21 protein-coding genes are annotated in these 25,229 nt (G+C 63.0%); 9 read left to right on the top strand and 12 right to left on the bottom strand.

Going from position 1 to position 25,229, the window contains the following annotated elements; translation table 11 throughout:
- Positions 1-8: 8 nt before the first annotated feature.
- A complete protein-coding gene (gene groL, locus LOY34_RS22225; RefSeq protein WP_045197377.1) occupies positions 9-1,661 on the top strand; it encodes a chaperonin GroEL in 1,653 nt (550 codons plus the stop codon).
- Positions 1,662-1,723: 62 nt separating this feature from the next.
- Here groL and LOY34_RS22220 read toward each other — a convergent pair whose 3' ends face one another.
- Positions 1,724-2,452: a phosphatase PAP2 family protein gene (locus tag LOY34_RS22220; RefSeq protein WP_045197379.1), complete on the bottom strand. Its 729-nt coding sequence runs from the start codon at positions 2,450-2,452 to the stop codon at positions 1,724-1,726.
- Between the two features lie 188 nt (positions 2,453-2,640).
- Here LOY34_RS22220 and colR point away from each other — a divergent pair, with 188 nt between their 5' ends.
- From colR to LOY34_RS22195, 5 genes are all read left to right on the top strand, one after another.
- A complete protein-coding gene (gene colR / locus LOY34_RS22215; RefSeq protein WP_045197381.1) occupies positions 2,641-3,324 on the top strand; it encodes a two-component system response regulator ColR in 684 nt (227 codons plus the stop codon).
- Positions 3,314-4,609, top strand: a complete 1,296-nt coding sequence (locus LOY34_RS22210) for a HAMP domain-containing sensor histidine kinase (protein WP_045197383.1) — start codon at positions 3,314-3,316, stop codon at positions 4,607-4,609. The genes colR and LOY34_RS22210 overlap by 11 nt, the downstream gene beginning before the upstream one ends.
- Positions 4,610-4,746: 137 nt before the next feature.
- Positions 4,747-5,427 carry a class I SAM-dependent methyltransferase gene (locus tag LOY34_RS22205; RefSeq protein WP_045197385.1) on the top strand — a complete coding sequence of 227 codons (681 nt, stop codon included), beginning with the start codon at positions 4,747-4,749 and terminating at the stop codon, positions 5,425-5,427.
- A 7-nt stretch (positions 5,428-5,434) separates the two neighbouring features.
- Positions 5,435-6,145, top strand: a complete 711-nt coding sequence (locus tag LOY34_RS22200; protein ID WP_045197386.1) for a lipopolysaccharide kinase InaA family protein — start codon at positions 5,435-5,437, stop codon at positions 6,143-6,145.
- A complete protein-coding gene (locus LOY34_RS22195; protein ID WP_045197388.1) occupies positions 6,145-6,372 on the top strand; it encodes a hypothetical protein in 228 nt (75 codons plus the stop codon). Before LOY34_RS22200 ends, LOY34_RS22195 begins: the two co-directional genes overlap by 1 nt.
- Positions 6,373-6,426: 54 nt before the next feature.
- Here the strand turns inward: LOY34_RS22195 and LOY34_RS22190 are convergent, their stop codons facing one another.
- The 9 genes from LOY34_RS22190 to LOY34_RS22150 form a co-directional block, all read right to left on the bottom strand.
- A complete protein-coding gene (locus tag LOY34_RS22190; protein WP_093379860.1) occupies positions 6,427-9,474 on the bottom strand; it encodes a multidrug efflux RND transporter permease subunit in 3,048 nt (1,015 codons plus the stop codon).
- A 13-nt stretch (positions 9,475-9,487) separates the two neighbouring features.
- Positions 9,488-10,636, bottom strand: a complete 1,149-nt coding sequence (locus tag LOY34_RS22185; protein ID WP_045197392.1) for an efflux RND transporter periplasmic adaptor subunit — start codon at positions 10,634-10,636, stop codon at positions 9,488-9,490.
- A 125-nt stretch (positions 10,637-10,761) separates the two neighbouring features.
- Positions 10,762-11,859 (bottom strand): DUF1513 domain-containing protein, encoded by a 1,098-nt coding sequence (locus LOY34_RS22180; protein ID WP_045197394.1) that lies wholly within the window; start codon positions 11,857-11,859, stop codon positions 10,762-10,764.
- Positions 11,860-11,861: 2 nt separating this feature from the next.
- Positions 11,862-12,926, bottom strand: coding sequence for an imelysin family protein (locus LOY34_RS22175; protein WP_045197396.1), 1,065 nt, complete (start codon positions 12,924-12,926; stop codon positions 11,862-11,864).
- Between the two features lie 15 nt (positions 12,927-12,941).
- Positions 12,942-14,369, bottom strand: coding sequence for a di-heme oxidoredictase family protein (locus LOY34_RS22170; protein WP_045197399.1), 1,428 nt, complete (start codon positions 14,367-14,369; stop codon positions 12,942-12,944).
- Positions 14,370-14,589: 220 nt separating this feature from the next.
- Entirely contained in the window at positions 14,590-15,927 is a 1,338-nt protein-coding gene (locus tag LOY34_RS22165) for an imelysin family protein (protein ID WP_093387302.1), read from the bottom strand.
- A 149-nt stretch (positions 15,928-16,076) separates the two neighbouring features.
- Positions 16,077-18,158 carry a putative bifunctional diguanylate cyclase/phosphodiesterase gene (locus LOY34_RS22160; RefSeq protein WP_404944436.1) on the bottom strand — a complete coding sequence of 694 codons (2,082 nt, stop codon included), beginning with the start codon at positions 18,156-18,158 and terminating at the stop codon, positions 16,077-16,079.
- A gap of 314 nt (positions 18,159-18,472) precedes the next feature.
- Entirely contained in the window at positions 18,473-19,069 is a 597-nt protein-coding gene (locus tag LOY34_RS22155; RefSeq protein WP_045197403.1) for a superoxide dismutase, read from the bottom strand.
- Positions 19,070-19,258: 189 nt separating this feature from the next.
- Complete coding sequence (locus LOY34_RS22150; protein WP_045197405.1) at positions 19,259-19,858, bottom strand: LysE/ArgO family amino acid transporter; 600 nt, start codon at positions 19,856-19,858, stop codon at positions 19,259-19,261.
- A 122-nt stretch (positions 19,859-19,980) separates the two neighbouring features.
- On the opposite strand from LOY34_RS22150, the gene LOY34_RS22145 reads away from it, so the two are divergent.
- The 3 genes from LOY34_RS22145 (at position 19,981) to LOY34_RS22135 (ending at position 22,858) form a co-directional block, all read left to right on the top strand.
- Positions 19,981-20,871 carry a LysR family transcriptional regulator ArgP gene (locus LOY34_RS22145; RefSeq protein ID WP_045197407.1) on the top strand — a complete coding sequence of 297 codons (891 nt, stop codon included), beginning with the start codon at positions 19,981-19,983 and terminating at the stop codon, positions 20,869-20,871.
- A gap of 52 nt (positions 20,872-20,923) precedes the next feature.
- Positions 20,924-21,928 carry an NAD(P)-dependent oxidoreductase gene (locus tag LOY34_RS22140; protein ID WP_045197409.1) on the top strand — a complete coding sequence of 335 codons (1,005 nt, stop codon included), beginning with the start codon at positions 20,924-20,926 and terminating at the stop codon, positions 21,926-21,928.
- Between the two features lie 87 nt (positions 21,929-22,015).
- A complete protein-coding gene (locus tag LOY34_RS22135; protein WP_045197411.1) occupies positions 22,016-22,858 on the top strand; it encodes a hypothetical protein in 843 nt (280 codons plus the stop codon).
- 127 nt (positions 22,859-22,985) lie between these two features.
- Here the strand turns inward: LOY34_RS22135 and LOY34_RS22130 are convergent, their stop codons facing one another.
- Both LOY34_RS22130 and LOY34_RS22125 read right to left on the bottom strand, forming a co-directional pair.
- On the bottom strand, positions 22,986-24,035 hold the full coding sequence (locus LOY34_RS22130; RefSeq protein WP_195884951.1) for an alkene reductase: 1,050 nt from the start codon (positions 24,033-24,035) through the stop codon (positions 22,986-22,988).
- Between the two features lie 17 nt (positions 24,036-24,052).
- A complete protein-coding gene (locus LOY34_RS22125; RefSeq protein WP_093379882.1) occupies positions 24,053-25,222 on the bottom strand; it encodes an MFS transporter in 1,170 nt (389 codons plus the stop codon).
- Positions 25,223-25,229: the final 7 nt, after the last annotated feature.

Raw genomic sequence — 25,229 nt, 5'->3', positions numbered from 1 at the left:
AAACGATCATGGCTGCTAAAGACGTAAAATTCGGCGACTCCGCCCGTAAGAAAATGCTCGTTGGTGTCAACGTTCTGGCTGACGCTGTAAAAGCCACCTTGGGCCCGAAAGGCCGTAACGTTGTTCTGGCCAAGAGCTTCGGCGCTCCAACCATCACCAAAGACGGTGTTTCGGTTGCCAAAGAAATCGAGCTCAAAGACGCCTTTGAAAACATGGGCGCCCAGCTGCTGAAAGACGTTGCCTCCAAGGCCAACGACGAAGCTGGTGACGGCACCACCACCGCTACCGTTCTGGCTCAGGCCATTGTTAGTGAAGGCCTGAAAGCCGTTGCTGCCGGCATGAACCCGATGGACCTCAAGCGTGGTATCGACAAAGCCACCATCGCCATCGTCAAAGAGCTGAAGTCCCTGTCCAAGCCATGCGCCGACTCCAAGGCCATCGCTCAGGTCGGCACCATCTCGGCCAACTCCGACAACTCCATCGGTGACATCATCGCCGAAGCCATGGAAAAAGTCGGTAAAGAAGGCGTGATTACCGTCGAAGAAGGCTCGGGCCTGGAAAACGAACTGTCGGTCGTAGAAGGCATGCAGTTCGACCGCGGCTACCTGTCCCCTTACTTCGTCAACAAGCCAGACACCATGGTCGCCGAGCTGGATGGCCCGCTGCTGCTGCTGGTTGACAAGAAAATCTCCAACATCCGCGAACTGCTGCCAGTTCTGGAAGCCGTTGCCAAGGCCGGCCGTCCGCTGCTGATCGTGGCTGAAGACGTCGAAGGCGAAGCGCTGGCCACCCTGGTGGTCAACAACATGCGCGGCATCGTCAAGGTTGCTGCAGTCAAGGCCCCTGGTTTCGGCGATCGCCGCAAGGCCATGCTGCAGGACATCGCCGTCCTGACCGGCGGTACCGTGATCTCCGAAGAAATCGGCCTGAGCCTGGAATCCGCTACCCTGGAGCACCTGGGTAACGCCAAGCGTGTGACCCTGTCCAAGGAAAACACCATCATCGTCGACGGCGCTGGTGTTCAAGGCGATATCGAAGCGCGCATCACCCAGATCCGCGCTCAGGTTGCCGAGACTTCCTCGGACTACGACCGTGAAAAACTGCAAGAGCGTCTGGCCAAGCTGGCTGGCGGTGTTGCCGTGATCAAGGTCGGTGCTGGCACCGAAGTCGAAATGAAAGAGAAGAAAGCCCGCGTTGAAGACGCCCTGCACGCTACCCGTGCAGCCGTCGAAGAAGGCGTGGTGCCTGGCGGTGGTGTTGCCCTGGTTCGCTCGCTGCAAGCTATCTCCGAGCTCAAAGGCGACAACGAAGACCAGAACGTCGGTATTCAGCTGCTGCGTCGCGCTGTTGAAGCGCCACTGCGTCAGATCGTTGCCAACGCCGGCGACGAGCCAAGCGTGGTTGTCGACAAGGTCAAGCAAGGTTCCGGCAACTTCGGTTACAACGCTGCTACCGGCGAGTACGGCGACATGATCGAGATGGGTATCCTCGACCCTGCCAAGGTAACCCGTTCGGCCCTGCAAGCTGCAGCTTCGATTGGCGGTCTGATGATCACCACCGAAGCCATGGTTGCTGACGCTCCAGTGGAAGCTGGTGCTGGCGGCGGCATGCCAGACATGGGCGGCATGGGTGGTATGGGTGGCATGGGCGGCATGATGTAAGCCAGCCTTACCCGCTCGATAAAAAGCCCCGCCTTGTGCGGGGCTTTTTTATGCCTGCGTTTTTACTTTGCAGGCACCAGCGCGTCCTGCTTGACCTCAACCGGCCGGCGGTACAGCACCCAGTAGTAACAGCCAAGGCTGATCAGCCAGCAAAACACCGCCGTCCATACGTTGTGCGAAAAGAAGTGCGCGCCCTGCAGCATGCGCCCCACCGAAAACAGCGTACCCAGGCCAAAGGCGAATACCAGCGCGGCCCTGGCCAGGCGCGGGCGCCGATCACGCAAAACAAAAAACAGTGCAAACAGGGTAAAACCGGTTGCCGCATGGCCGCCTGGCCAGCAGCGTCCGGGCTTGTCGGTAGCCGGGCGCGGGCTGAGCAGCTCGCTGTAGGTTTCCTTGCCACCAAACTCGCTCAGGCTCCACGGGCACTGCACCGCAGTTACTGCCTTGACCGGGGTGACAAAGCTGGTCGACAAACCCATGGCCAGCACCAGGCAACCCAGTTCCCGCCGCCAGCTGAACAGCCGCGACCAGAAGAAACTCACGGCGAAGGCGACAATCGCCAGCAAACCGAGGGCGATTACCGCCTGTTTGGCCCGGTCGTGCAGGATATCTTCGAGAAAATAGCTGTGCCGGCCGATGAACTGCCCGGCTACCGGATCGAACGCCATCTTGGCCAGGTCCATGTCCAGCGAGGTCAGTTCCAGCAGGATCAATATGATTGCGGTAATGGCGGGAATGCCAAGGGCGATCCAGAAATTCAGCGGACGGGAGTAGGCGGGTAGTGACATGGCAAGTCCAGGCAGGTCAAAGGGGAGTCCGACCGGCAATTCTCGGGCAGCCGCCATCACCTGTCCGTGAAGGCTCGGTGAAAAAAACGTTAACCTGCAATAAAGTCGCGCCGACCTAGCCTGGCGGCGCTGATGGCCTTAAGCTGCGCCTGCCAAGCAGGCAAAAGCGTCGGACCGGAGACACCCCAATGCGAATTCTACTGGTTGAAGACAACCGCGATATCCTGGCCAACCTGGCCGACTACCTGGGCCTGAAGGGCTACACGGTGGATTGTGCCCAGGATGGCCTGTCCGGCCTGCACCTGGCCGCTACCGAGCACTACGACCTGATCGTGCTCGACATCATGCTGCCCGGCATCGACGGCTACACCCTGTGCAAGCGTCTGCGCGAAGATGCCCGGCGTGATACCCCGGTGATCATGCTCACCGCCCGAGACCAGCTCGATGACCGCTTGCAGGGTTTTCGTTCTGGCGCTGACGATTACCTGCTCAAGCCGTTTGCGCTGTCGGAGCTGGCCGCGCGCATCGAGGCAGTACTGCGCCGGGCCCAGGGCGGCGGTCGCCGGACCTTGCAGATCAGCGACCTGATCTACGACCTGGACACCCTGGAAGTGACCCGCGAAGGCAAGCTGCTCAAACTCAACCCGGTGGGCCTCAAGCTGCTGGCTGTGCTGATGCAGAAGAGCCCGCACGTACTGCGCCGCGAAGTGCTCGAAGAGGCGCTGTGGGGCGATGACTGCCCGGACAGCGACAGCCTGCGCAGCCATGTTCACCAGTTGCGCCAGGTGATCGACAAACCCTTCGAAAAACCCCTGCTGCATACCGTCCACGGCGTCGGCTATCGTCTGGCCGAGGGCCGTGATGGAGTTTAGACAGAGCCTTGCCCAGCGCATCATCATTGCTTTTGCCCTGATGAGCGCACTGGTGGCCGGGGCGTTTGCCTTTGGCATCGTCGCCACCGTGCACCTGGTCGAAGAGCGGCTGATTTCCGCGGTACTGGGCGGCGATCTGCAGCGCTTGCTGCGCATGGACAGCGTCGGCGACTGGAGCCACCGGCCACGGCCGGACCAACTGTTCTATTTCAGCGGCGGGCGCGACGAATTCGAACTGCCCAAGGATTTGCGCCATCTCGAACGAGGCTTTCACGAAGTGTTTCGCGAAGACTTGTCCTACCACGCGATGGTCGAAATCGTTGATGGCCGGCGCTATGTCCTGCTCCAGGACCAGAGCGATTTCGAAGAACGCGAGCGGGTGCTGTTCGCCGTCGTGGTGGTCGGCTTCGTGTTGAGCCTGGCGCTGGCAGTGTTCCTCGGCTGGGTTCTGGCCCGCCGGGTTATGGCGCCGGTGATCCGCCTGGCGCGCCAGGTTCGTCACCGCGACCAGTTGCTCGGCCTGGCACCACCTTTGGCACCAGATTACGCCGCGGATGAAGTCGGCCAGCTGGCGGTGGCCTTCGACGACACCCTTGGGCGTCTGCGCGATGCCCTGACCCGTGAACGCCTGTTTACCAGCGACGTCAGCCACGAGCTGCGTACGCCGCTGATGGTGCTGGCCAGCTCCTGCGAGCTGTTGCTGGTCAACCCCAACATGGAGCCCCGGGCGCGCTCCCAGGTCGAACGTATCGCCCGCGCCACTGAAGAGATGCAGGAACTGGTGAAAACCTTCCTGATGCTTGCCCGTGCCCAGCGCGACGAAGGCGCAGTGGCCTCGCAGGCAACCATGAAGGAAGTCGCCGATGACCTGATTGGCGTCTGGCGCGACACCATCGAGCAGAAAGGCCTGACCTTGCTGTACGACCCCAAGGCCGCAACCTCGACCTTGTACAACGCCACCTTTCTGCAGGCAGTGATGGGCAACCTGCTGCGCAACGCCGCGCACTACACCGACCAAGGCTTTATCCGCCTGACCCTGGAGCCTGCCGGGTTTCTGGTCGAGGACAGTGGCGTGGGGATTCCCGAAGAGCAGCGCGAAGCCATGTTCCGGCCGTTCGTGCGCGGCGACGAACGGCGTGGCGAAGGCCTGGGCCTGGGTTTGTCGCTGGTGCAGCGGATCTGTGACGATCAGGGCTGGTCGGTCAGCCTTAGCGCTATGGTGCCCCATGGCTGCCGCTTCCATGTCGACCTGAGCCTGGCACCCGAGCGGCCGCTCGAGGGGTAACAGGGCATTGGCCGGTGTGAAAGTTTGTAATTTGTTGAAACCTTTCCCGTGAAAACTAACAAATTTTTCACACCAGCATGACCTGACGCCAACGCTTGCCTGCCTAAGGTGAGCGCATTGGAGTCAGGAGATGCACAATGCGTAGCCCTATCAAACTCGAGTTTTCGGAAAAGTACGACCAGCAGCACGCCCAGGAATACTTCCTCAAGCACCAGGATGGCCTGGCGCGGCGGATGTCCCACCAGCGTGACGAGCAACTGGCCCGTCGCGCCCTGGCGCTGGCTGGCGAGCCCGGGCTGGTCCTCGACCTGCCGTGCGGCGCCGGGCGTTTCTGGCCGTTGCTGGCAGAAAAACCCAACCGGGTGATCATCGGCGCCGACAACTCCGAAGCCATGCTCGAAACTGCACGCGCCTCGCAGCCGGCCCATGTGGTGGAACGGGTACGTACCTTGCAGACTTCTGCCTTCGCCATCGATTTACCGGATAACTCGGTCGACAGTATTTTTTGCATGCGGCTGATGCATCACATCGGTGAAGCCGCCCATCGCAAGACATTACTCTCGGAATTTCAACGAGTTACCCGCGACAGCGTGATCGTTTCGCTGTGGGTGGATGGCAACTTCAAAGCCTGGCGGCGCAAAAAGCTCGAGCAACGGCGTTACGCCGAAAGCGGGCAGGGCAGTTACCAGAATCGTTTTGTGTTACCAGCTGCTACGGTTGAAGAAGAATTCGAAGCCGCAGGGTTCCGCATTCAGGAACGATTGGACTTCTTGCCGTTCTATGCCATGTGGCGAGTCTATCTATTGCGTAAGGGGTGAGCGGGGCATGGGGTTTGAGCGCACAGCAGCAACGACGAACAAGGATCAGTTCGATCATTTCTGGCAGCAGCAGGGTGAATGGGTCGAGGAGCCCAATCAGCGTCGCGGCGGCGAGAGTGGTGTACAACGCCTGAGCGACGACACGGGCCATACGTTCTATGCCAAGCGTCAGATCGGCCATATCTACCGCAGCCTTTTGCACCCCTTCGGCCGGCCCACCGTGCTCCGTGAGTACGAGGCCCTGAACAGTTTCGAGCAGCTTGGCGTGCGGGTGCCGCATATCGTCTATTGCGGCGTCGAGCGCGATGCCGAGCACCAGTGGCGCGCGTTGCTGGTCAGCGAGGCGCTGGAAGGTTTCGAGGACATCGACAGCTGGTTCGCTGCCGGCGCCCGAGAGCGCTATCACCCGGCATTGCACGAGCGGGTCCTGCTGGACCTGGCGCAGAACCTGGTGCGTATGCATCGTGGTCACTGGCAGCATGGTTGCCTGTATGGCAAGCACGTGTTCGTCAAGGTCGTCGGCGAGGGCGCCGAAGCCAGGGCCGAGGTGGCATTGCTGGACCTGGAAAAATGCCGCCGGCGCATCAGTTGCCAGCGCGCTGCCGCCAATGACCTTAAACAATTGCGCCGCCATTCGTCTTTCACTGACGCAGAGTGGCAAAAACTGCTCTATTTTTACCAGATGGCGTTTGGCAGCGCTGTCAAAGGTTTAGAGTAATGAAACTAGAAATAGCTCGAGGTGTGTTCCTGCTGATGGCGCTGGGCGTGGCAACTGTCGCCGTGGCCGCGTGGGAAGAGCCACGCCCGCAAATAGTCAGCAAGGTCGACGCCGGTGCGCAATGTCCGTTGCCCCGGGTGGTCAAGCCCCAGGTCGATGCCAAACCCGATCACGATCTGCTGTTGTTGCTGTTCGGGTTGAGCCAGGGCGTACGCGCCAGCGGCTGAAACCTTGCAAGGCGTTCGGGCAAAGGCCTCGTCATCGACGAGGCCTTTTGCATTTCATACCGTTTGCGTGGCGGCTTGCGGCGCATCGGCCTTGGCCAGCAAGGTATAGATGCACGGCAGCACGAACAGGGTGAACAAGGTGCCCACCGACATGCCGGTGGCGATCACCGTGCCGATGTCGAAGCGGCTGACCGCGCCGGCGCCGGTGGCAAGGATCAGCGGCACCATGCCAAATACCATCGCCGCAGTGGTCATCAGCACCGGGCGCAGGCGGATGGCGGCGGCTTCTTCCACCGCTTCGCGGGCGCTCAGGCCTTTTTGCTGGCGCAACTGGTTGGCGAACTCGACGATCAGGATGCCGTGCTTGCTGATCAGCCCGATCAAGGTCACCAGGCCCACCTGGGTATAGATGTTCATGCTCGAGATCCCCAGGAACAGGGGAATCAACGCCCCGCAGATCGACAGCGGCACAGTCACCAGGATCACCAGCGGGTCGCGCAAGCTTTCGAATTGCGCCGCCAGTACCAGGAAGATGATCGCCAGCGCCAGGCCGAAGGTTACCCACAGGGCGCTGCCTTCCTGAACGAACTGACGCGCCGCGCCGCCATAGTCAAAGCCGTAGCCCTCCGGCGCTTCCTCACGGGCAATCGTGCGCACGGTATCCAGCGCCTCGCCCATGCTGACCATCGGGAAGCCCTGGATGATCGCCGAGTTCAGTTGCTGGAACTGGTTGAGCTGACGCGGGCGGGCGCGGTCGCTGATGCTGATCAGGGTCGACAACGCCAGCATCTGCCCCTGCTGGTTCTTCACGTAGTAGTTGTTCAGCCAGTCGGGATTGTCGCGGTAGGGCCGCTCGACCTGGGCAATGACCTTGTAGCTGCGCCCGTCGATAGTGAAGCGGTTGATCTCCGCCTCGCCCAGCAGGGTCGCCAGGGTGCCGCCCAGGGCGTCCATGGACACGCCCATCTGCGCCGCCTTGGCGCGGTCGATATCGACCACCACCTCGGGCTTGTCGAAGGCCAGGTCGATGTCGAGGAAGGCGAACTTGCCCGACGCCTGGGCACGCGCCTTGACCCGTTCGGCCACCTCCAGCAACGAGGCGTAGTCGTTGGCGGTGTTGATCACGAAGGCGAACGGCAAGCCTTCACCGGTGCCCGGTAGCGAGGGCAGGTTGAAGCCGAAGATCTGCAGGCCGCTGATGCCTTCGAGCTTGGCCTGTACCAATGGCAGCAGCTGCATCTGGGTGCGCTCGCGTTCGTTCCACGGCTTGAGCAAAAAGCCGCCGATGCCCGATTGCACGCCGTTGAAGCCGTTGATCTGGAACGACGAATAGTACTCGGGGAAGTCCTTGAAGATCTTGATGAACTCGTCGGTGTAGCTGTTCAGGTAATCGAGGTTGGTTGGCTGCGGGGCGGTGGCCATCATGAAGATGATGCCCTGGTCTTCATCGGGCGCCAGCTCGTTCTTGGTGAACATCAGAAACACCGGAATCAGGCACAGCACGATCAGCGCGAACACCAGCACCACCGGCCGGGTGTTGAGGGTGCCATGGAGGGTTTTCTGGTAGCGCAGTTTGAGCCGTTCGAAGAGTACATCCAGACGGTGGGCCAGGCCGCTGGGGTTCTGCTCGTGCCGCAACAGCAGGGCGCACATCATCGGTGACAGGGTCAGGGCGACGATCCCGGAAATCACCACGGCGCCGGCCAGGGTCAGGGCGAACTCCTTGAACAGCGCGCCGGTGAGCCCCTGCAGAAAGCCGATAGGGGCGTACACCGCCGCCAGAGTGATGGTCATCGACACCACTGGCATGGCAATTTCGCGAGCGCCTTCCAGGGCCGCGTCGTAGGGCGATTTACCTTCTTCGATATGACGGTGGATGTTTTCCACCACGACGATAGCGTCATCGACCACCAGGCCGATGGCCAGGACCATGGCCAACAAGGTGAGCAAGTTCAGCGAATAGCCCATCAACTGCATGAAAAACAGCACGCCGATCATCGACAGCGGGATGGTAATGACCGGGATCAGCACCGAGCGCAAGGCGCCGAGGAACAGGAAGACCACGACGATGACGATCAGCACCGCTTCGACCAGGGTCTTGACCACTTCGTCGATCGAGGCCTGGATGAACAGCGTGGCGTCGTAGGCGATCGAGGATTTCAGGTTCGGCGGTAGCTGGCTTTCAAGCTCGGGCATGAGCTTGCGCACCTCCTTGATCACTTCCAGCGGGTTGGCCCCGGGGGTGGCCTTGATGCCGATGTACACCGACGGCGTGCCGTCGAAGGAGCTCACGGTGTCGTAGTTCTCGGCGCCCATTTCAACCCGCGCCACGTCGCCGAGCAGCACCCGGCTGTCGCCACTGGTCTTGAGCGGGATATTGGCGAAGGCTTCGGCGCTCTTGAGCTCGGTGGTGGCGTTGATACTGGTGACGATGTACTCGCCCTTGAGCTCGCCGGCCGCCGAAAGGAAGTTGTAGCCGCGCACCGCCTGGGTCACGTCGTTGGCGCTCAGGCCGTAGCCGGCAAGCTTTACCGGGTCGATCCACAGGCGCATGGCGAACAGCTGGTTGCCGAGGATCTCGGCTTCGGCCATGCCCGGCAGGGTCGCAAGCTTGGGCTGGATGACCCGCGACAGGTAATCGGTGATCTGCGGGTTGCTCAACTCGCTGCTGTAGAAGCTTACGTACATCAGCGCCGAGGCGTCGGCGGCCTCCTTGCTCAGCACCGGATCTTCGGCGTCCTGGGGCAGCTTGTTCTTGACCTCGTTGGCCTTGGCCAGCAACTCGGTGAACAGCCGGTCGCTGTCCGAGCCGATGCGCGCATAGATCGAAATCACCGAGAAGTTCTGCCGGCTCACCGAGGTCATGTAGTCGATGCCTTCGGCGCTGGCCAGGCTTTGCTGCAGCGGCTGGGTGATGTAGCCCTGGATGGTTTCGGCGTTGGCCCCGGGGTAGGCGGTGGTCACCGTGATCAGGGCGTTTTCCATTTGCGGGTATTGGCGGATCGGCAACTTGCTCCAGGCCTGGAAGCCCAGCAGCACGATCAGCAGGCTGACCACGCTGGCCAGCACCGGGCGGCGGATGAACGGATCGGTAAAGGCCATGACGGTTCCTTGATCAGTTGCTGCGCGGCGGGCTGTCGGGGGCTTGCAGGGCTTTGTCCGGGCTGATGCTGATCGGCGCGCCCTGGGTGAGTTTCAACTGGCCGGCGGTGACTACCGTTTCGCCGGCCTTGAGCCCCTTGCTGATGATCACCAGGCCATCGCGGCGCTCGCCGGTCTCGACGAAGCGGCGTTCGGCAATCAGGGTTGGCTGGGCGTCGGCGTTGTCTGGCACTTTGCCGTCTTCAGGCTTTTTCGCCGTGGCGACATACACCGAGTTGCCATACAGGGTGTAGGTCACCGCGCTTTCCGGCACCACCACCTGTGGCTGCGGGTCGGGCAGCAAAACCTGCAGGCTGGTGAACATGCCGGGCAGCAGCTTGCCGTCGGGGTTGGCCAGGGTGGCGCGGACCTGCACGTTGCGGGTGCTGTCCTCGACCTTGGGGTTGATCGCGCTGATGCTGCCGGGGAAATGCTCTTGCGGGTAGGCGGCGACGCTGACCAGCACTTGCTGGCCAATGCTCAGCTTGGGAATCGACTGCTCGGGGACGAAGAAATCGACGTAGAGGCTGCTCAGGTCTTGCAAGGTGGCGATCACCGTGCCGCTGGCCAGGTAGTCGCCAACGTCCACCTGGCGGATGCCGATGGTGCCGCTGAAGGGCGCATTGATGCTCTTTTTTGCCAGCGCCGCCTTGAGTTGATCGACCACTGCCTTGTTGCGCTTGAACTGGGCGCTCAAGCGATCGAACTCACCCTTGGAAATCGCCTGGCTGCCGACCAGCTGGCTGCCGCGGTTGTAGTCGACCTGGGCCAGACCCAGGTCGGCGAGGGCGGTACCCAGCAATGCAGTTTCGACATCGCTGTCCAGTTGCAACAACAACTGGCCCTTGCTGACTTTCTGCCCGGACTCGAATTGCAGGGCCTTGACCGTGCCGGCGATCTCCAGGCTCAGGTCGACCCCTTGCAGCGCCTTGAGGCTGCCCACGGCCGGCAGGCGGTTCTGCCAGGCACGTTCGCTGGCCTCGGTCGCCGCCACGCTGATCGGCGGCTTGGGGGCCGAGAACATCTGGATCTGCTGATAGATGGCAAAGGCCTTGTAGCCCCCCAGGATCAGCACGAGCAGCAAGACAACACCCAACATGATCAGCATGCGGCGGCGCAGCATAGTCCAGTTCCTTGGAGACGAATTGTTGTTCGCTTGGCACGACGACGGGCGATCCTGCCCACGTGCGATGTAGCCGAATATTACTCTGTTGACCGGGCCTGGGAAGCCTGTGTTCCCGGCTATTTTCAGGCCAGGTGCAGGTGGTTGTCCCAGAGCCCGGACGGCAATTGCAGGGGCTGGCCGATCAGTTCGGGCTTGCGGCAATCGTACAGGCGGCAACGGCCTTGGCCTGAGGTCACGACAAAACCGTCGGCCACCGCGCCGACACCGGCGCAATCGGGCATCGGTGCATCAAGGCGTACCTGGGCGCTGTCCAGGTCCCAGATAAACAGCCGGTTGGCCCGTGGCGCGGTCAGGGCCACCAGGCGCAGCTCGTTGTGAATGGCGACGCTGGCGGTGTAGTGGGCCATGGACTGCAATTGCTGCTCGGGCACCGGGAAGGCTTCAAAGGCCTGGCCCGGGCGCTTGATCGCCAGCAGCTCGGCAGTCTCGTGGCTGGCGCCCATGAACTGCTGGCCGGCGACGATGGTGCCGTCGGCGGCAATCGCCAAATGGCGGACGCTGTTCATCTGCTGGCTGAGCACTTCTTTGCTCAGCAGTGTGCCGTCGCGCTGCATCAGCACCAGGCTCGGCTGCATGGCATCGAGGTTCATCTCCACCCGGCTTTCGGCTTCGGTGCGAATGCCGCCGTTGGCCACCACCAGGGTTTCGCCGTCGGGCATCCACGACACCTGGTGCGGGCCGATGCCGTGGGTCGAGATTTCGCCAGCATGGCTCAGGCGCTCGCCGTCGAAACGGTAGACACCGAGTACGCCACGGCCAGGGTCAGTGGTGTCGTTCTCGGTGGCGTAGAGCCATTCGCCGCTCTTGTGGATCACCGCATGGCCGTAGAAATGCCGGTTCGGCTGCGAGGTGATGGTCTGCAGCAAGCGGCCATCGCGCAGGTCGATCAGGTAGCTCTCGGTGCCGGGGCGGCGGGCGACGAACAGGGCAATTGGCTGTTCGGGATGGTTGATGATGTCATGGCAACGCTGGCCCACCTCGGTGGCGAACACCTGGGTGCCGTCCAGGCGGTAGCCGACGGCGTAGTGCTTGCCGTCGCCATCGTCACGCGCCGAGAGCAGCAGCGGCGTGCCGGCCTTGTTGCGAAACAGGGTCCAGCCGCCGAGGGTGAGGGCGCTGAGCACAACGCTACCGAGTTTGAGAGCCTGGCGTCGCAACATGATCAGTCACCGTCGTTGGCGTTGAAGCCCAGCTGGATGCCCAGCGCCTTGGCCAGCTCGCCTTCGTGCAGGCGGTGAACGGCGTTGAGGCTGTCGTAAATAGTGTTCAGCTGCTGGCGGCCGGCTTCGTCGTCGAGCAACTCGCCGAGGGTTTTCTGGTTGCCGGCCAGCAGCTTGGAGGCGTTGGCGTAGGCGGCGTCGATCTTGTCCGCCAAGGCTTGCTGGTCTTTGCCCAGCAGGCCGCGCAGGCCTTTGTTGTCGACCCCGACCCAGACGGTCTGGGCAGCATTGAGGCTGGCTTCCAGGCTTTTCAGCGAGGAGTGGCTGCGCCAGGCCTCGGCCTGCAGCGGCTGCGGGATACCCTTGCTCAGGCGGCCCATGGGCGCGCCGAGTTTCTTCTTCAGGGTATCCAGGGCGGTAACCTGGGCCCGCAGCAGGTCGGCGATGGCCTCGTGGGAATCGGCGTAGCGCTGGTTGGGGAACTTGGTCATCTGCGCGAGCATGCCGTCGGTGCTGTTCCAGCCTTTGAGGATTTCCTCGGCCAGGGCCTTCTGGTGCTCGCCGATGGCCACCAGCAGTGGGCAGTAGCGGGCTTTCTGTTCGGCGTTGGCGGCATCCGGCTTGCTGTCGAAGAGGATGTACTCGTAGGCCGACAGGCCGCGCACGACGACACTGGATTTGCCCAGGGTTTCGGCGTCGAGTGGCTTGTCACCGTTGACCAGTTGCTCGACCTGACGGCCGACCAGGTTCTTCTTGTCGGGCCAGAACTGCACCTGCCAGGCACGGTTGCCTTCGGCCAGCGGGCCGATCAACAAGGGCTGCAACTCGGCCCAGGCTTTTTGCGCATGGAGAAAATCGGCGCGGGCAGTGGCCAGGTCCGCCTTGCCTTCACAGAAGGCCAGGGCGCTGACGGCCAGCTGGCGGTCGGCTTCGACCCAGCGGCTGTAGGTCGGCAGGATTACCTGTTTGGCGATCGCCGCCGAGGTCACCGCTTGCGGGTCTTGCGGCGAGCAGGCGCCGAGGGCGAGGGCGGCAAGGCTGGTGAACAACAGTTTGGGACGGAACATGCCCGGCTCCTTTGCTTAAAGTGAATTCAGGAAAGCCAGCAACGCGGTGCGTTGCCCGGCGTTGAAGCTCAAGACGTACTGTTTGGCCGCTTCGGCTTCGCCACCGTGCCAGAGCACAGCTTCGAGCAGGTTGCGGGCGCGGCCATCGTGAAGAAACTGGGTGTGACCGCTGACGGTCTCGTTCAGGCCGATACCCCACAGCGGCGCGGTGCGCCAGTCCTGGCCGCTGGCGGCGAACTCGCTGCGGTTGTCGGCCAGGCCCGGGCCCATGTCATGCAGCAGCAGGTCGCTGTAGGGGCGGATCAGCTGGTTGGCCAGCTCCGGCTCGGCGGCGTCGCTGGCGGTGGTGAACTGTGGCGTGTGGCAGCCTTGGCAGCCGGCTTGGTGGAACAGGTTCTTGCCGGCCAGCACCTGGGGCGAATCGACGTCCTTGCGCACCGGCACCGCCAGGTTGCGGGTATAGAACAGCACCAGGCGCAGGATGTTGTCGCTGACTTCCTGCTCGCCGTTGGCGCCGTTGCCGTTGGCGGCGTTGAGGCAGTCGGTCTGCGCCGGGGTGCAGTCGTCCATTGGCCGCAGGCTGGTGGTCAGGCCCATGTCACCGGAAAACGCATGGACGTTCTGCTGATTGAGGTTCGGCTGCCCGGCCTTCCAGCCGAAGCGGCCGACCACGGTCTTGCCCTGGGCATCGTCCCAGACCCGGTTGGCGCGGCCGCGGATGCCATCGCCGTTGCGGTCGTCGGGGTCGGCATTAGCCAGCAGCGCCGCCTCGGGGATGGCCTCGAGCAGACCCAGGCCGATCATCGGCGGGGCGACCCGGGCCGAGAAGCGCGTATCGGGGTGCATCGGCCCGTAGCCCAGCTGGGTTATCTGCAGGCGCGGCTTGCGCAGTTCGACCTGGGTGCCGTCCTTGAAGGTGACCTGTTGCGTATCGTACTCGACCCGCACCTTGCCTTCGGGGGCGACACCCGGCACCGCCATGTCCTGCAACTGACCGCCATACACCGGCTCCGGGACGATGCCCAGTTGCTCGATAACCTTGGCGTACTGCGGCTGATCGGGGATCGACAGGCGCACCAGCATCGACACCGCGTTGGCGGCGTTGGGCCCGGGCGGGTGGCCGCGGCCGTCCTTGATGTGGCAGTTCTGGCAGGCATTGGTATTGAACAGCGGGCCCAGGCCGTCGCGGGCGGTGGTGGTCGACGGGGCGATCACCCAGGGGCTGCGGAAAAAGCTGTTGCCGACGCTGAAATCCAGGCGCCGGCTTGGCGGCAGGTTGGCCGAAGGCATTGAGTAGGCGTTCTGGTCGCGCTTGTTCACCGTCGCCTTGCCACCGGCCAGCGCTTCACCGGGCTCGGCCTGGGTGAATCGCGGGGCGTCGTCGCAACCGGCCAGAACGGCGACCAGAAGCAGGGGGCTGAGACGGGGAAGCAACGAGGACATCAATAATCCTGGGGCTTGGGCAAAAAACCGGCGTGCAAGCTTAGCAGGCTCGGGGTAATTGAATAAGAGGGATTTGCGTTTGCTCGATGAAATCTATCGCGGGGCAAGCCGGCGCCTCCAGTGGACCTGCCTGCACCAATCCTGTGGGAGCGGGCTCGACCCGCGATGATGCGCATAAAGAAGGCGACCCGAAGGTCGCCTCTATCAAGCCGCCGCTGAATCAGAACTCGTGATCAGCGGTGTCCGGTGCCAGGTTGGCGATGCCCAGTTTGCTTGCGGCCTGTTCGATCGCACCGGTCTGCTTGACCAGGGCGGCGATGGCGTCACGCACGATCTGGTTGCCGGCAGCGTTGTCGGCCGCGATCAGCTGGTCGTAGTGCTCGCCTTTGGCGGCATGGTCGACCATCACCTGAATCTTGGCTTCGGTTGCTTGCAGGTCGGCCTTGAGGGTGGTGTCGGTGGCGGCGTCGATTTTGGCCACCAGCGACGACAGGCTCGGGCCGCTCAGCTTGGTGCCGTCGGTGCGGGTGTACTCGCCCAGGTAGACGTTGCGGATGCCCTTGGCGTCATAGAAGTGCGAGTTGTGGGTGTTGTCGCTGAAGCAGTCCTGCTCGTCTTCAGGCGAATTGGCTTCCAGGGAAACCTTCATGCGCTCGCCAGCCAGTTCGCCCAGCGACAGGCTGCCCATGCCGAACAGCATCTTGCGCAGGCCGTCGGCCACTGGCTCGGCTTCGAGGGTGGCACGGTAGTTGGTGGCAACGTTCGGTGCCCAGTTGCCGACCATTTCCTCGAGGTCGTTGACCAGCAGTTGGGTCACGGCTTTGAGGTAGGCACGGCGGCGCTCGTTGTGGCCGCCGGTAGCGCCCTGACCTTCCAGGTAGTCGGAGGCAGGACGAGCGCCGGCGCCCGGGCCGGTGCCGTTGAGGTCCTGGCCCCAGAGCAGGAATTCGATGGCGTGGTAACCGGTGGCAACGTTGGCTTCGGAGCCGCCCAGCTCGTTCAGGCTGGCGAGCTTCTCCGGGGTGATGTCCTTGACGTCAACCTTGTCTTCGCCGACCTGAACCTGGGTATTGGCGATGATGTTGGCGGTCGCGCCAGGGTTGCCCAGAGCATGCTCGTAGCTCTTGTCGACGTAGTCGATCAGGCCTTCGTCCAGCGGCCAGGCGTTCACCTGGCCTTCCCAGTCGTCGATGATGGTGTTGCCGAAGCGGAACACTTCGCTCTGCAGGTATGGCACACGGGCAGCGACCCAGGCGGCCTTGGCAGCGTTCAGGGTTTCGTCGCTGGGCTTGGCAAGGAAGGCGTCGATCGCGGTTTGCAGGGTCTTGGCGGTGCTCAGCGAGTCGCTGTAGACGGCGTGGACCATGTCGGCGTAATGCTTGACCACGGCCTTGGCCGCTGCCTCGTCGACGGCGCCAGCGGCAGCAGGGGCGGTAGCCGAGGTGGTGGCCGGGGCTTGCGGTGCGGCGGCTTTGTCCTTGTCCTTGCTGTCGCCGCAACCGGCGAGAGAGATGGCAATGGCCAACAGACTGGCGGTGGCCAGAGGCATACGAATCATGGCGAATTCCTGCGTCGAGAGGTTGGACAGGCGTACCGGGGGCACGCAAAACTGCAACATAATGCGAAAGATTTGCATTTTGTGTAAAGGGGCAGTCACGTAAATATTCAAATGCGTGGGTTGACCGCTTCGAGCAATGCGTACAGGGGTTAGAGAATCGAAACCTGGTTGCGCTGGGCCTGTTTGAGGAACGCAGTCAGCTCCCGGGCCGGCAAGGGTTTGCTGTAGTGGTAGCCCTGACCTTCATGGCAACCCTGGGCGATGATGTAGGCTTCCTGTTCCGCCGTCTCGACCCCTTCGGCAATGACTTGCATGCCCAGGCTCTTGCCCAGCTGGATGATGGCGCGGACGATGGTGGCATCGTCGTCGTCATCGAGCAGGTCCTGGACGAAGCTCTTGTCGATCTTGATCTTGTCCAGCGGCAGCGACTTCAGGTAGCTGAGCGACGAGTAGCCGGTGCCGAAGTCGTCAATGGCAATCAGCGCCCCGGAGCGGCGCAGGCTCAGCAGGTGCTGGGCAGCGGTGCTGATGTCTTCCATCAGGCCGGTCTCGGTGACTTCCAGCTCCAGGCTGCGCGGCGGCAGGCGGTAGATCTGCAGCAGGTTGTTGACCACTCGCGGCAACTCGTTGTGGTGCAGTTGCACGGTCGACAGGTTGACCGCCATGCGCAGTTCGCTGAAGCCCTGATCGTGCCAGTCGCGTAGTTGCCGGCAAGCCTGGTCGAGCACCCATTCGCCGATGCTGATGATGTTGCCGTTCTGCTCGGCCAGGGGGATGAACTGGTCCGGCGGTACCATGCCCAGTTCCGGATGCTGCCAGCGCAGCAGCGCCTCGACACCGACCACGCGATGGTCGCGGTAGCTGATCTGTGGCTGGTAGACCAGGAACAGCTGGTTGCGCGGCAGCGCTTCGCGCAGGTCTTTTTCCAGCTCGCGGCGCCGGCGCATCTCGCTGTCGACACTGGCGATGTAGAACTGGTAGCGGTTGCGCGAGCGGGCCTTGGCCAGGGTCATGGTCTGCTCGGCCTTTTGCAGCAGCTTCTCGGTGCTGTCGCCGTCTTCGGGGAACAGGGTGATGCCGATGGTCGCGCGCAGGCGGATTTCCTGGTGGTCGAGGGCGAACGGCGCCTCGAGGTCATCGAGAATGCTCTGGGCCAGCTCCGCCGCTTCGTAGGGCTGCTCGATATCGGCCTGGACCAGGGCGAACTGGTCGCCGCCCAGGCGGGCCAGGGCACCGAGGCGGCCACTGTGGGCGCGCAGGCGGTCGGCCAGGGCCAGCAGCAACTGGTCGCCGGCCTGGTAGCTGAACTGCTCGTTGATGCCCTTGAAGTCGTCAAGGCCCACGCACAGTACCGCCACCCGGCGTTGCAGGCGCCCGGCGTCGACGAGGATTTTGTCCAGTTGCTGCTGCAGTTGCTGGCGGTTCGGCAGGCCGGTGAGAAAGTCGTACTGGGCCATGCGCAACAGGCTGTTCTCGGCTTCATGGCGCAGGTGGGTATTGCGCTCGATCGAGGCCAGCAACTGGTTGGCGGTATTGACCCACAGGCCCAGCTCGTTCTTTTCGTGGCCCTTGATCAGCGGCAACTGGTGCTGGCTGGGACGGTCGGGGTTGATCTGGGTGAGGTGCTCGATGATCTTCGACAGCGGCTTGGTCAGCATCCAGTGATAGACCAGGTACAGCACCAGGCCCATGGCCAGGGCGCGCAGCACGCCGGAAATGAAGATGATCACTGAACTGACCAGGAAGCCCTCGCCGTAGGAGGCGGTGTCGAGGGTGATGCTCAGGTCGCCGTAATATTCACTATAGGGGCCACGGCCGACCAGCTGGGTGGTGAAGTTGCGCTCCTGGCCGAGAATCAGGTCGGTCAGCCAGCGGCTGGAAACCTCCTGCAGCGGGCGGGATTTTTCCGCCAGCATGGTCTCGTTGGGATGGCCGATGGAGGCCATGCGCACGGACTCGTCCTGGAACAAGCCCTCCATGACCTGCATGCCCATTTCCTTGTCCAGGCTGTACACCGCCTGGGTCGAAGGGTCGCGGAACATGTCGAGGATCCGTTGGGCGTCATTGGCGACGGCCTGGCGGGTCTTGTAGGCATCAAAGACGATCTGCGCACAACTGAGAACTACACCGACGACCAACGCCGAGAGCAGTACTACCCTGAGCAACTTGACCGATAAGCTGTTCTTGAGTTCCAGCTTCAATGGGGTTTCCTTAATCCATGCGCATGGCATCATTTTGCCATCAAACTTGGCAATCCACTATCGGCCGTCAACAGGACTTCTCCAGCTCCTTGACGGTGCATTTTGCACCAGGAGCAGGTTGGCTGCCTGCCGTCACTGTATCGGTTGCCCGGCCTCGCGACTTTAATCCGTGGCAACGAGTTTCCCAACGTTTGATGTTAGCGTGCTCTGCGTGCGCGGCAAGATGCACGGCGCCTGAATAGGATGAAAAATGTTGCAGCGCAGACGCGCATAAAAAAGCCCACCGCTAGGGTGGGCTTTTCGCGCGCTCAATACCTTGTGCAAGGTATTGCTCAGCAGCTGGCTCAGGCAGTGAAGGTTTTGCCTTCGAACTGCTCGGCGACGAACTTCCAGTTGACCAGGTTCCAGAACGCCTCGACGTACTTCGGACGCACGTTACGGTAGTCGATGTAGTAGGCGTGTTCCCAGACGTCGCAGGTCAGCAGCGGGGTGTCGCCGTTGGTCAGCGGATTGCCGGCGCCGATGGTGCTGGCCAGGGCCAGGGAACCGTCGGATTTTTTCACCAGCCAGCCCCAACCGGAACCGAAGGTGCCGACCGAAGTCTTGGTGAACTCTTCCTTGAACTTGTCGAACGAACCGAACGCGGCGTTGATGGCTTCAGCCAGGGCGCCGGTTGGTTGGCCGCCGGCGTTTGGCGCCAGGCAGTTCCAGTAGAAGGTGTGGTTCCAGACCTGAGCGGCGTTGTTGAAGATACCGCCCGAGGAAGTCTTGACGATCTCTTCCAGGGTCTTGCCTTCGAACTCGGTGCCTGGCACCAGGTTGTTCAGGTTCACGACATAGGTGTTGTGGTGCTTGTCGTGGTGGTATTCCAGGGTTTCCTTGGAAATGTGCGGCTGCAGGGCGTCGTGGGCGTAAGGCAGCGGCGGCAATTCAAAAGCCATGGTGATTCTCCTAATCAGGTCTGTTGCGGTGAGCGCAAGGCCGATCACGGGCGGCCGGTGTGCGTCGGCGAGTTTGTACTCTTTGCGACGCAAGGGCTGGATCATAGCACCGGGCCCGGTGCATAACCACGCAACAAGTGTACGGGAAAGAGGTTCCAGAGCCTTTGCCGGTGCCGGACGAGCGGCGCCTCAGGTAAAGATCAGCTGCGCCGCCACGGCAAACATCATCACCGCCACCATCAGGTCGAGCAGCCGCCAGGTGCCTGGGCGCGCCAGCCACGGGGCCAGCCAGGCGGCGCCCAGGGCGAGGGTGAAAAACCACAGCAGCGAGGCGCTGGCGGCGCCGGCCACGTAAGCGCCGGGCACGGTCTGCTGGGCGCCCAGCGAGCCGATCAGCAATACCGTGTCGAGGTATACGTGGGGGTTGAGCAGGGTCACCGCCAGGGCGCTGAGCAGCACCGCCCGACGCGAACGCAAGCCCTGGCCTTCGCCCTGTTGCAGGCTTTGTTGCGAGCAGGCGCGCAGCAGCGCCTTGGCGCCGTACCAGATCAGAAACACCGCGCCACCCCAGCGCGCCACCGCCAGCAGGGTCGGGTTTTGCGCCAGCACCGTGGCCAGGCCAAACACGCCCGCGGCCACCAGGATGGCATCGCAGACCACGCACAGCGCCGCCACCGGCAGGTGATGTTCGCGGCGCAGGCTCTGTGCCAGGACAAAGGCGTTTTGCGTGCCGATCGCCATGATCAGGCCGAAGGCGACCAACAGGCCGTTCAGGTAGCTTTGCCACATAAGGGGAACTCCACAAGACACCCGCAGGGCGCGGGCGCAAATACAAAGAAGATGCTGGCCATTGTGGGGATTTCCTCTGTATAAGAAAAACAAATAAAGCTGATCTGGCATTAGGAAAAATAATGTTCGATTACAAACTGCTGTCTGCCCTCGCCGCCGTGATCGAGCAGGCCGGTTTTGAGCGCGCCGCCCAGGTGCTGGGCTTGTCGCAGTCGGCGATTTCCCAGCGCATCAAGTTGCTCGAGGCGCGCGTTGGCCAGCCCGTGCTGGTGCGCGCCAATCCGCCGAGCCCCACCGATGTCGGCCGGCGCCTGCTCAACCATGTGCAACAGGTGCGCCTGCTTGAGCGCGATCTGCAGAGCCAGGTGCCGGCGCTGGATGCAGAGGGCATGCCCGAGCGCCTGCGCATCGCCCTCAATGCCGACAGCCTGGCAACCTGGTGGGCAGGCGCTGTGGGCGAGTTCTGTGCCGATCAGCAGGTGTTGCTCGACCTGGTGGTCGAAGACCAGGAAGTCGGCCTCAAGCGCATGCGCGCCGGCGAAGTGGCAGCCTGCCTGTGCGGCAGCGAGCGGCCGGTGGCCGGCGCACGCAGCCTGTTGCTCGGCGCCATGCGTTACCGGGCACTGGCCAGCCCGGCGTTCATGGCGCGCTACTTTCCAGCCGGTTTCGCTGCCGCGCGGCTGTCGCGCACGCCGGCGCTGGTGTTCGGGCCAGATGACTTTCTTCAGCACCGTTACCTGGCTTCGTTAGGTATTCAGGACGGTTTCCTCCATCACCTGTGCCCGTCGTCCGAAGGCTTCTTGCGCATGACCGAAGCGGGCCTGGGCTGGGGCCTGGTGCCGGAACTGCAGGTGCGCGATCAGCTGGCCAGCGGGCGCCTGGTAGAAATATCCGCGGATAAACCCATCGACGTGCCCTTGTACTGGCATCATTGGCGCAATGGCGGGCAGTTGCTCGGCCAACTGACGGATCACCTGCGCCTGACGGCCGGGCAGTGGCTGGTGCCCTTGTAGGCATTGGCGGCGTCAGCAGTATCTGAAAAACCTGTTTTAGGCGGAGTGCTACATGCAAATTCTGGTCACCGGCGCGAGCGGCTTCATAGGCGGGCGCTTTGCGCGCTTTGCCCTGGAGCAGGGCTTTGACGTTCGGGTCAACGGCCGCCGCGCCGAAGGCGTCGAGCACCTGGTGCGACGCGGCGCGCAGTTCATCCCGGGTGACCTTGGCGATCCGGACCTGGCCCGACGCCTGTGCCAGGGCGTCGAGGCGGTGGTGCATTGCGCCGGTGCGGTGGGCAACTGGGGGCGGTACCAGGACTTTTACCAAGGCAACGTGGTGGTCACTGAAAACGTTGTCGAGGCTTGCCTGAAGGAGCATGTACGGCGCTTGGTGCACCTGTCTTCGCCGTCGATCTATTTCAATGGCCGCTCGCAGCTGGGCATTACTGAAGACCAGGTGCCACGGCGCTTTCATGACCATTACGGGGCCACCAAGCACCTGGCCGAACAGAAGGTCTTCGGCGCCCAGGAGTTTGGCCTCGAAGTGCTCGCCCTGCGTCCGCGCTTTGTCACCGGCGCGGGTGATGTGAGCATCTTCCCGCGCTTGCTGCAGATGCAACGCAAGCGGCGCCTGGCGATCATCGGCAATGGCCTGAACAAGGTCGACTTCACCAGCGTGCAGAACCTCAACGAAGCGCTGATCAGTGCCTTGCTCGCCGATAACGCGGCGCTTGGCCAGGCCTACAACATCAGCAACGGTCATCCCTTGCCGCTGTGGGATGTGGTCAATTATGTGATGCGGCAAATGCACCTGCCGCAAGTCACCCGCTACCGTTCCTACGGCCTGGCCTACAGCCTTGCAGCCTTGAACGAAGGCGCCTGCCTGCTCTGGCCGGGCCGCCCGCAGCCGACCCTGTCACGCTTGGGGATGCAGGTGATGAGCAAGGACTTCACCCTCGACATCAGCCGCGCCCGGCAGTTTCTTGATTACCGCCCCAGCGTCAGCCTGTGGTCGGCACTGGATGAGTTCTGCGGCTGGTGGAAAGCCCAGGACCTTGCGTCCGGCCAGCACTGAACCCGATCACGGCTTTGCGGTCGATCAGTGCGCAGATCAGGCTTTATACTAATGACCATTTGCTATCACCGTGGTTGAAGGGATCCCATGCGTAACAATGCCCCAGATGATTTCGATAATGTACCGACCTTGAGTGCCGGTAGCCGTGACGACGATGATGTTGTCCCGGTTGCCGGCGTGCGTCGTGGCGGTGCGGCGGCCGCGCATGCCCAGCCCAAGGTGGCCAGCAGCGGCCCGTTGTGGGCGTTGCTCGGCGCCTCGTTCATTGCCCTGGCGGGCCTTGGCTGGTGGAGCTTTCAGCAGATTTCGCTGATGGAACAGCAACTGGTTGCCACCCAGGAAAGCTTTGCCCGCATCAGTGAAGAAGCGGCGGGGCGCCTGCAGGCAATCAGCGGCAAGGTGGCGGCCAGCGAGAGCAGTGTCAGCACCGACAGCGAAGCCCTGAAGCTGCAGATCAGGCAGTTGCAGGCGAGCCTGACCGAGCAGGGCAAGCAACAACAGGGTGTAGCCGGGCAGACCGGTGACCTGGGTAAACGCCTGGAGCAAGTGCTGGCGCAGGCCAGCGAACAGCAAGCGGCCAATGCCAAATTGCAGGAGCAGTTGCAGGCCCAGCTCAAGCGTGTGAACGAGGAGCTGGCCGCATTGAAGACGGCCCAGGTGGATGGCGGCAAGCTTGAAGGTGAGCTCAAGAGCCTGAACGCTGATGTGGCAGCCTTGAAGAAGCAGGGCAACCCTTCAGCGGCGATTCAGCGCCTGGAGCAGGACCTGATCGTGCTCAAGAGCGAGCAGGAGAACCGCCCGGCGCCGGCGGCCAGCAGCGGTGCCTCGACGGCGGAGTTTGATGCGTTTCGTGGCCAGGTGACGCGCAATATCAATACCCTGCAAAGCCAGGTGCAGAACCTGCAACAGCAGATCAACGCCCGGCCTTGATCGGCGTTAAACAGGGCCGCTGTTGCAGCCCATCGCCGGCAAGGCCGGCTCCCACACTGGATCTGCTTGCAGCGGACTTTGTGGGAGCTGGCCTTGCCGGCGATGGGCTGCACGGCAGCCCCAAGGTTTACAGTCGCGGATAATCGATGTAACCCACTGGCCCCTTGCCATAGAAGGTCTCCGGATGCGGTTCGTTCAGTGGCGCATCCGCCGCCAGCCGCGCTGGCAGGTCCGGGTTGGCAATGAACGGAATGCCGAAGGCCACCGCATCGGCTTTACCGCTGGCCAGCGCTGTGTTGGCGCTGGCCTTGGTGAAGCGCTCGTTGACGATATACGGGCCGCCAAAGGCTTGTTTGATCAGTGCGCCGATGCTGTCGTCGGCTTCCTTCTCCCGCGAGCAGATGAAGGCGATGCCGCGCTTGCCCAGTTCGCGCGCCACATAAGTGAAAGTCTCGGCGCGGTTGGCGTCGCCCATGTCATGGGAGTCGGCGCGCGGTGCCAGGTGCACACCCACCCGTTGCGCGCCCCAGACTTCGCTCACCGCGTCAGTCACTTCCAGCAACAGCCGAGCACGGTTCTTCAGCGAACCGCCGTACTGGTCATCGCGCTGGTTGGTGCTGCTCTGCAGGAACTGGTCGATCAGGTAGCCGTTGGCCGCGTGCACTTCAACGCCATCGAAACCGGCCGCCTTGGCATTCTCGGCGCCGGTACGGTAAGCCTCGACAATGTCGGCGATTTCTGCGGTTTCCAGTGCGCGCGGGGTCGGGTAATCGGCCAGTGGACGCACCAGGCTGACATGGCCTTTGGGCTGGATGGCGCTCGGCGCGACCGGGGTTTCACCATTGAGGTAGCTGGGGTGAGAGATCCGCCCTACGTGCCACAGCTGCAGGAAAATCCGCCCGCCGGCGCCATGCACGGCCTTGGTCACGTTGGTCCAGCCGCGCACCTGGTCGTTGGACCAGATGCCCGGGGTGTCCGGGTAGCCGACGCCCATGGGCGTCACCGAGGTCGCTTCGCTGAGGATCAGGCCGGCGCTGGCGCGCTGCACGTAGTACTCGGCCATCAGTGCGTTGGGCACCCGGCCTTCATCGGCGCGGCAGCGGGTCAGTGGGGCCATGATGATGCGGTTCGGCAGCACGAGGTCGCCGAGGGTGATCGGATCAAAAAGCGTCGTCATAAATACCTCAAGGCTTATCAGTGAGTGGCAGGTGCCAGTTCGGCTTTTTTGCCGCTCTGGCTGAAGGTGATCAGGGTGACGATCAGCGCCAGTACCGCCAGCGCTGCGGCGGCCAGGGGCACGCGGGTCAGGCCCAGGCCCTGGGCGATGACGGTGCCGCCGACCCAGGCGCCAAGGGCGTTGCCCAGGTTGAAGGCGCCGATGTTCAGGGTCGAGACCAGGTTCGGCGCGGCCTTGCCGAAGGTCACCACGTTGACTTGCAGGGCAGGCACGGCGGCAAAGGCGGCGGTGGCCCAGAGGAACAGGGTGATTTCGGCCGGAATCAGCGCGACGCTGGTCCAGCTCAGCACGGTGGAGACCACCGCCATGCTGGCGAACACGCCGACCAGAGTGGCGCCCAGGCGCTTGTCGGCCAGCTTGCCGCCGACGATATTGCCCAGGGTCAGGCCGACGCCGATCAGCAGCAGGGTCCAGGTCACGCCCCGTGGCGAAACGCCGGTGACGTCGCCAAGCAGCGGCGCGACATAGGTGAACAAGGCGAACATCGAGGCTGAGAACAGTACGGTCATCGATAGCGACAGCCAGATGCCGGCGCCTTTGAGCGCAGCCAGTTCGGCGCGCATGTCGAGTTTTTCTTCGTCATGGCGAAACGGCAGGAAGCGGATCAGGCCGATCAAGGCAATCACGCCGATCACGGTTACCGCCCAGAAAGTCGAGCGCCAGCCGTATTCCTGACCCAGCGCGGTGCCCAGCGGCACGCCAAGGACGTTGGCCAGGGTCAGGCCGGTGAACATCAGGGCCACGGCCGAGGCGCGGCGGTTGGCCGGCACCAGGCTGGCCGCGACCACCGAGCCGATTCCGAAGAAGGCACCGTGGCACAGGGCGGTCACCACCCGGGCGAACATCAGCAGGTTGTAGTCGCTGGCCACCGCACACAGCAGGTTGCCGACGATGAACACGCCCATCAGCGCAATCAGCGCCGCTTTACGCGGCAGGCGCGAGGTGGCCAGGGCCATGAACGGCGCACCGATGGCCACGCCCAGGGCGTAACCGGTGACCAGCCAGCCGGCACCGGGAATCGACACACCCAGGTCTGCCGCCACGTCGGGCAGCAGACCCATGATGACGAACTCGGTGGTACCGATGGCGAAGGCGCTGAGCGCCAGGATTATCAGCGAAAGGGGCATTGCAAGG

Origin of the sequence: Pseudomonas sp. B21-009, from assembly GCF_024749345.1 — a bacterium.
In the GTDB taxonomy this organism is placed as follows: domain Bacteria; phylum Pseudomonadota; class Gammaproteobacteria; order Pseudomonadales; family Pseudomonadaceae; genus Aquipseudomonas.
Note: the sequence above shows the minus strand (reverse complement) of the source record. Positions and strands in the feature narration are given on the sequence as shown.

Bases quoted from the DNA above. Each gene is read 5' to 3' on its own strand.
- groL (WP_045197377.1), top strand. From the start codon at position 9: ATGGCTGCTAAAGACGTAAAATTCGGCGACTCCGCCCGTAAGAAAATG.
- LOY34_RS22220 (WP_045197379.1), bottom strand. From the start codon at position 2,452: ATGTCACTACCCGCCTACTCCCGTCCGCTGAATTTCTGGATCGCCCTT.
- colR (WP_045197381.1), top strand. From the start codon at position 2,641: ATGCGAATTCTACTGGTTGAAGACAACCGCGATATCCTGGCCAACCTG.
- LOY34_RS22210 (WP_045197383.1), top strand. From the start codon at position 3,314: ATGGAGTTTAGACAGAGCCTTGCCCAGCGCATCATCATTGCTTTTGCC.
- LOY34_RS22205 (WP_045197385.1), top strand. From the start codon at position 4,747: ATGCGTAGCCCTATCAAACTCGAGTTTTCGGAAAAGTACGACCAGCAG.
- LOY34_RS22200 (WP_045197386.1), top strand. From the start codon at position 5,435: ATGGGGTTTGAGCGCACAGCAGCAACGACGAACAAGGATCAGTTCGAT.
- LOY34_RS22195 (WP_045197388.1), top strand. From the start codon at position 6,145: ATGAAACTAGAAATAGCTCGAGGTGTGTTCCTGCTGATGGCGCTGGGC.
- LOY34_RS22190 (WP_093379860.1), bottom strand. From the start codon at position 9,474: ATGGCCTTTACCGATCCGTTCATCCGCCGCCCGGTGCTGGCCAGCGTG.
- LOY34_RS22185 (WP_045197392.1), bottom strand. From the start codon at position 10,636: ATGCTGCGCCGCCGCATGCTGATCATGTTGGGTGTTGTCTTGCTGCTC.
- LOY34_RS22180 (WP_045197394.1), bottom strand. From the start codon at position 11,859: ATGTTGCGACGCCAGGCTCTCAAACTCGGTAGCGTTGTGCTCAGCGCC.
- LOY34_RS22175 (WP_045197396.1), bottom strand. From the start codon at position 12,926: ATGTTCCGTCCCAAACTGTTGTTCACCAGCCTTGCCGCCCTCGCCCTC.
- LOY34_RS22170 (WP_045197399.1), bottom strand. From the start codon at position 14,369: ATGTCCTCGTTGCTTCCCCGTCTCAGCCCCCTGCTTCTGGTCGCCGTT.
- LOY34_RS22165 (WP_093387302.1), bottom strand. From the start codon at position 15,927: ATGATTCGTATGCCTCTGGCCACCGCCAGTCTGTTGGCCATTGCCATC.
- LOY34_RS22160 (WP_404944436.1), bottom strand. From the start codon at position 18,158: ATGCCATGCGCATGGATTAAGGAAACCCCATTGAAGCTGGAACTCAAG.
- LOY34_RS22155 (WP_045197403.1), bottom strand. From the start codon at position 19,069: ATGGCTTTTGAATTGCCGCCGCTGCCTTACGCCCACGACGCCCTGCAG.
- LOY34_RS22150 (WP_045197405.1), bottom strand. From the start codon at position 19,858: ATGTGGCAAAGCTACCTGAACGGCCTGTTGGTCGCCTTCGGCCTGATC.
- LOY34_RS22145 (WP_045197407.1), top strand. From the start codon at position 19,981: ATGTTCGATTACAAACTGCTGTCTGCCCTCGCCGCCGTGATCGAGCAG.
- LOY34_RS22140 (WP_045197409.1), top strand. From the start codon at position 20,924: ATGCAAATTCTGGTCACCGGCGCGAGCGGCTTCATAGGCGGGCGCTTT.
- LOY34_RS22135 (WP_045197411.1), top strand. From the start codon at position 22,016: ATGCGTAACAATGCCCCAGATGATTTCGATAATGTACCGACCTTGAGT.
- LOY34_RS22130 (WP_195884951.1), bottom strand. From the start codon at position 24,035: ATGACGACGCTTTTTGATCCGATCACCCTCGGCGACCTCGTGCTGCCG.
- LOY34_RS22125 (WP_093379882.1), bottom strand. From the start codon at position 25,222: ATGCCCCTTTCGCTGATAATCCTGGCGCTCAGCGCCTTCGCCATCGGT.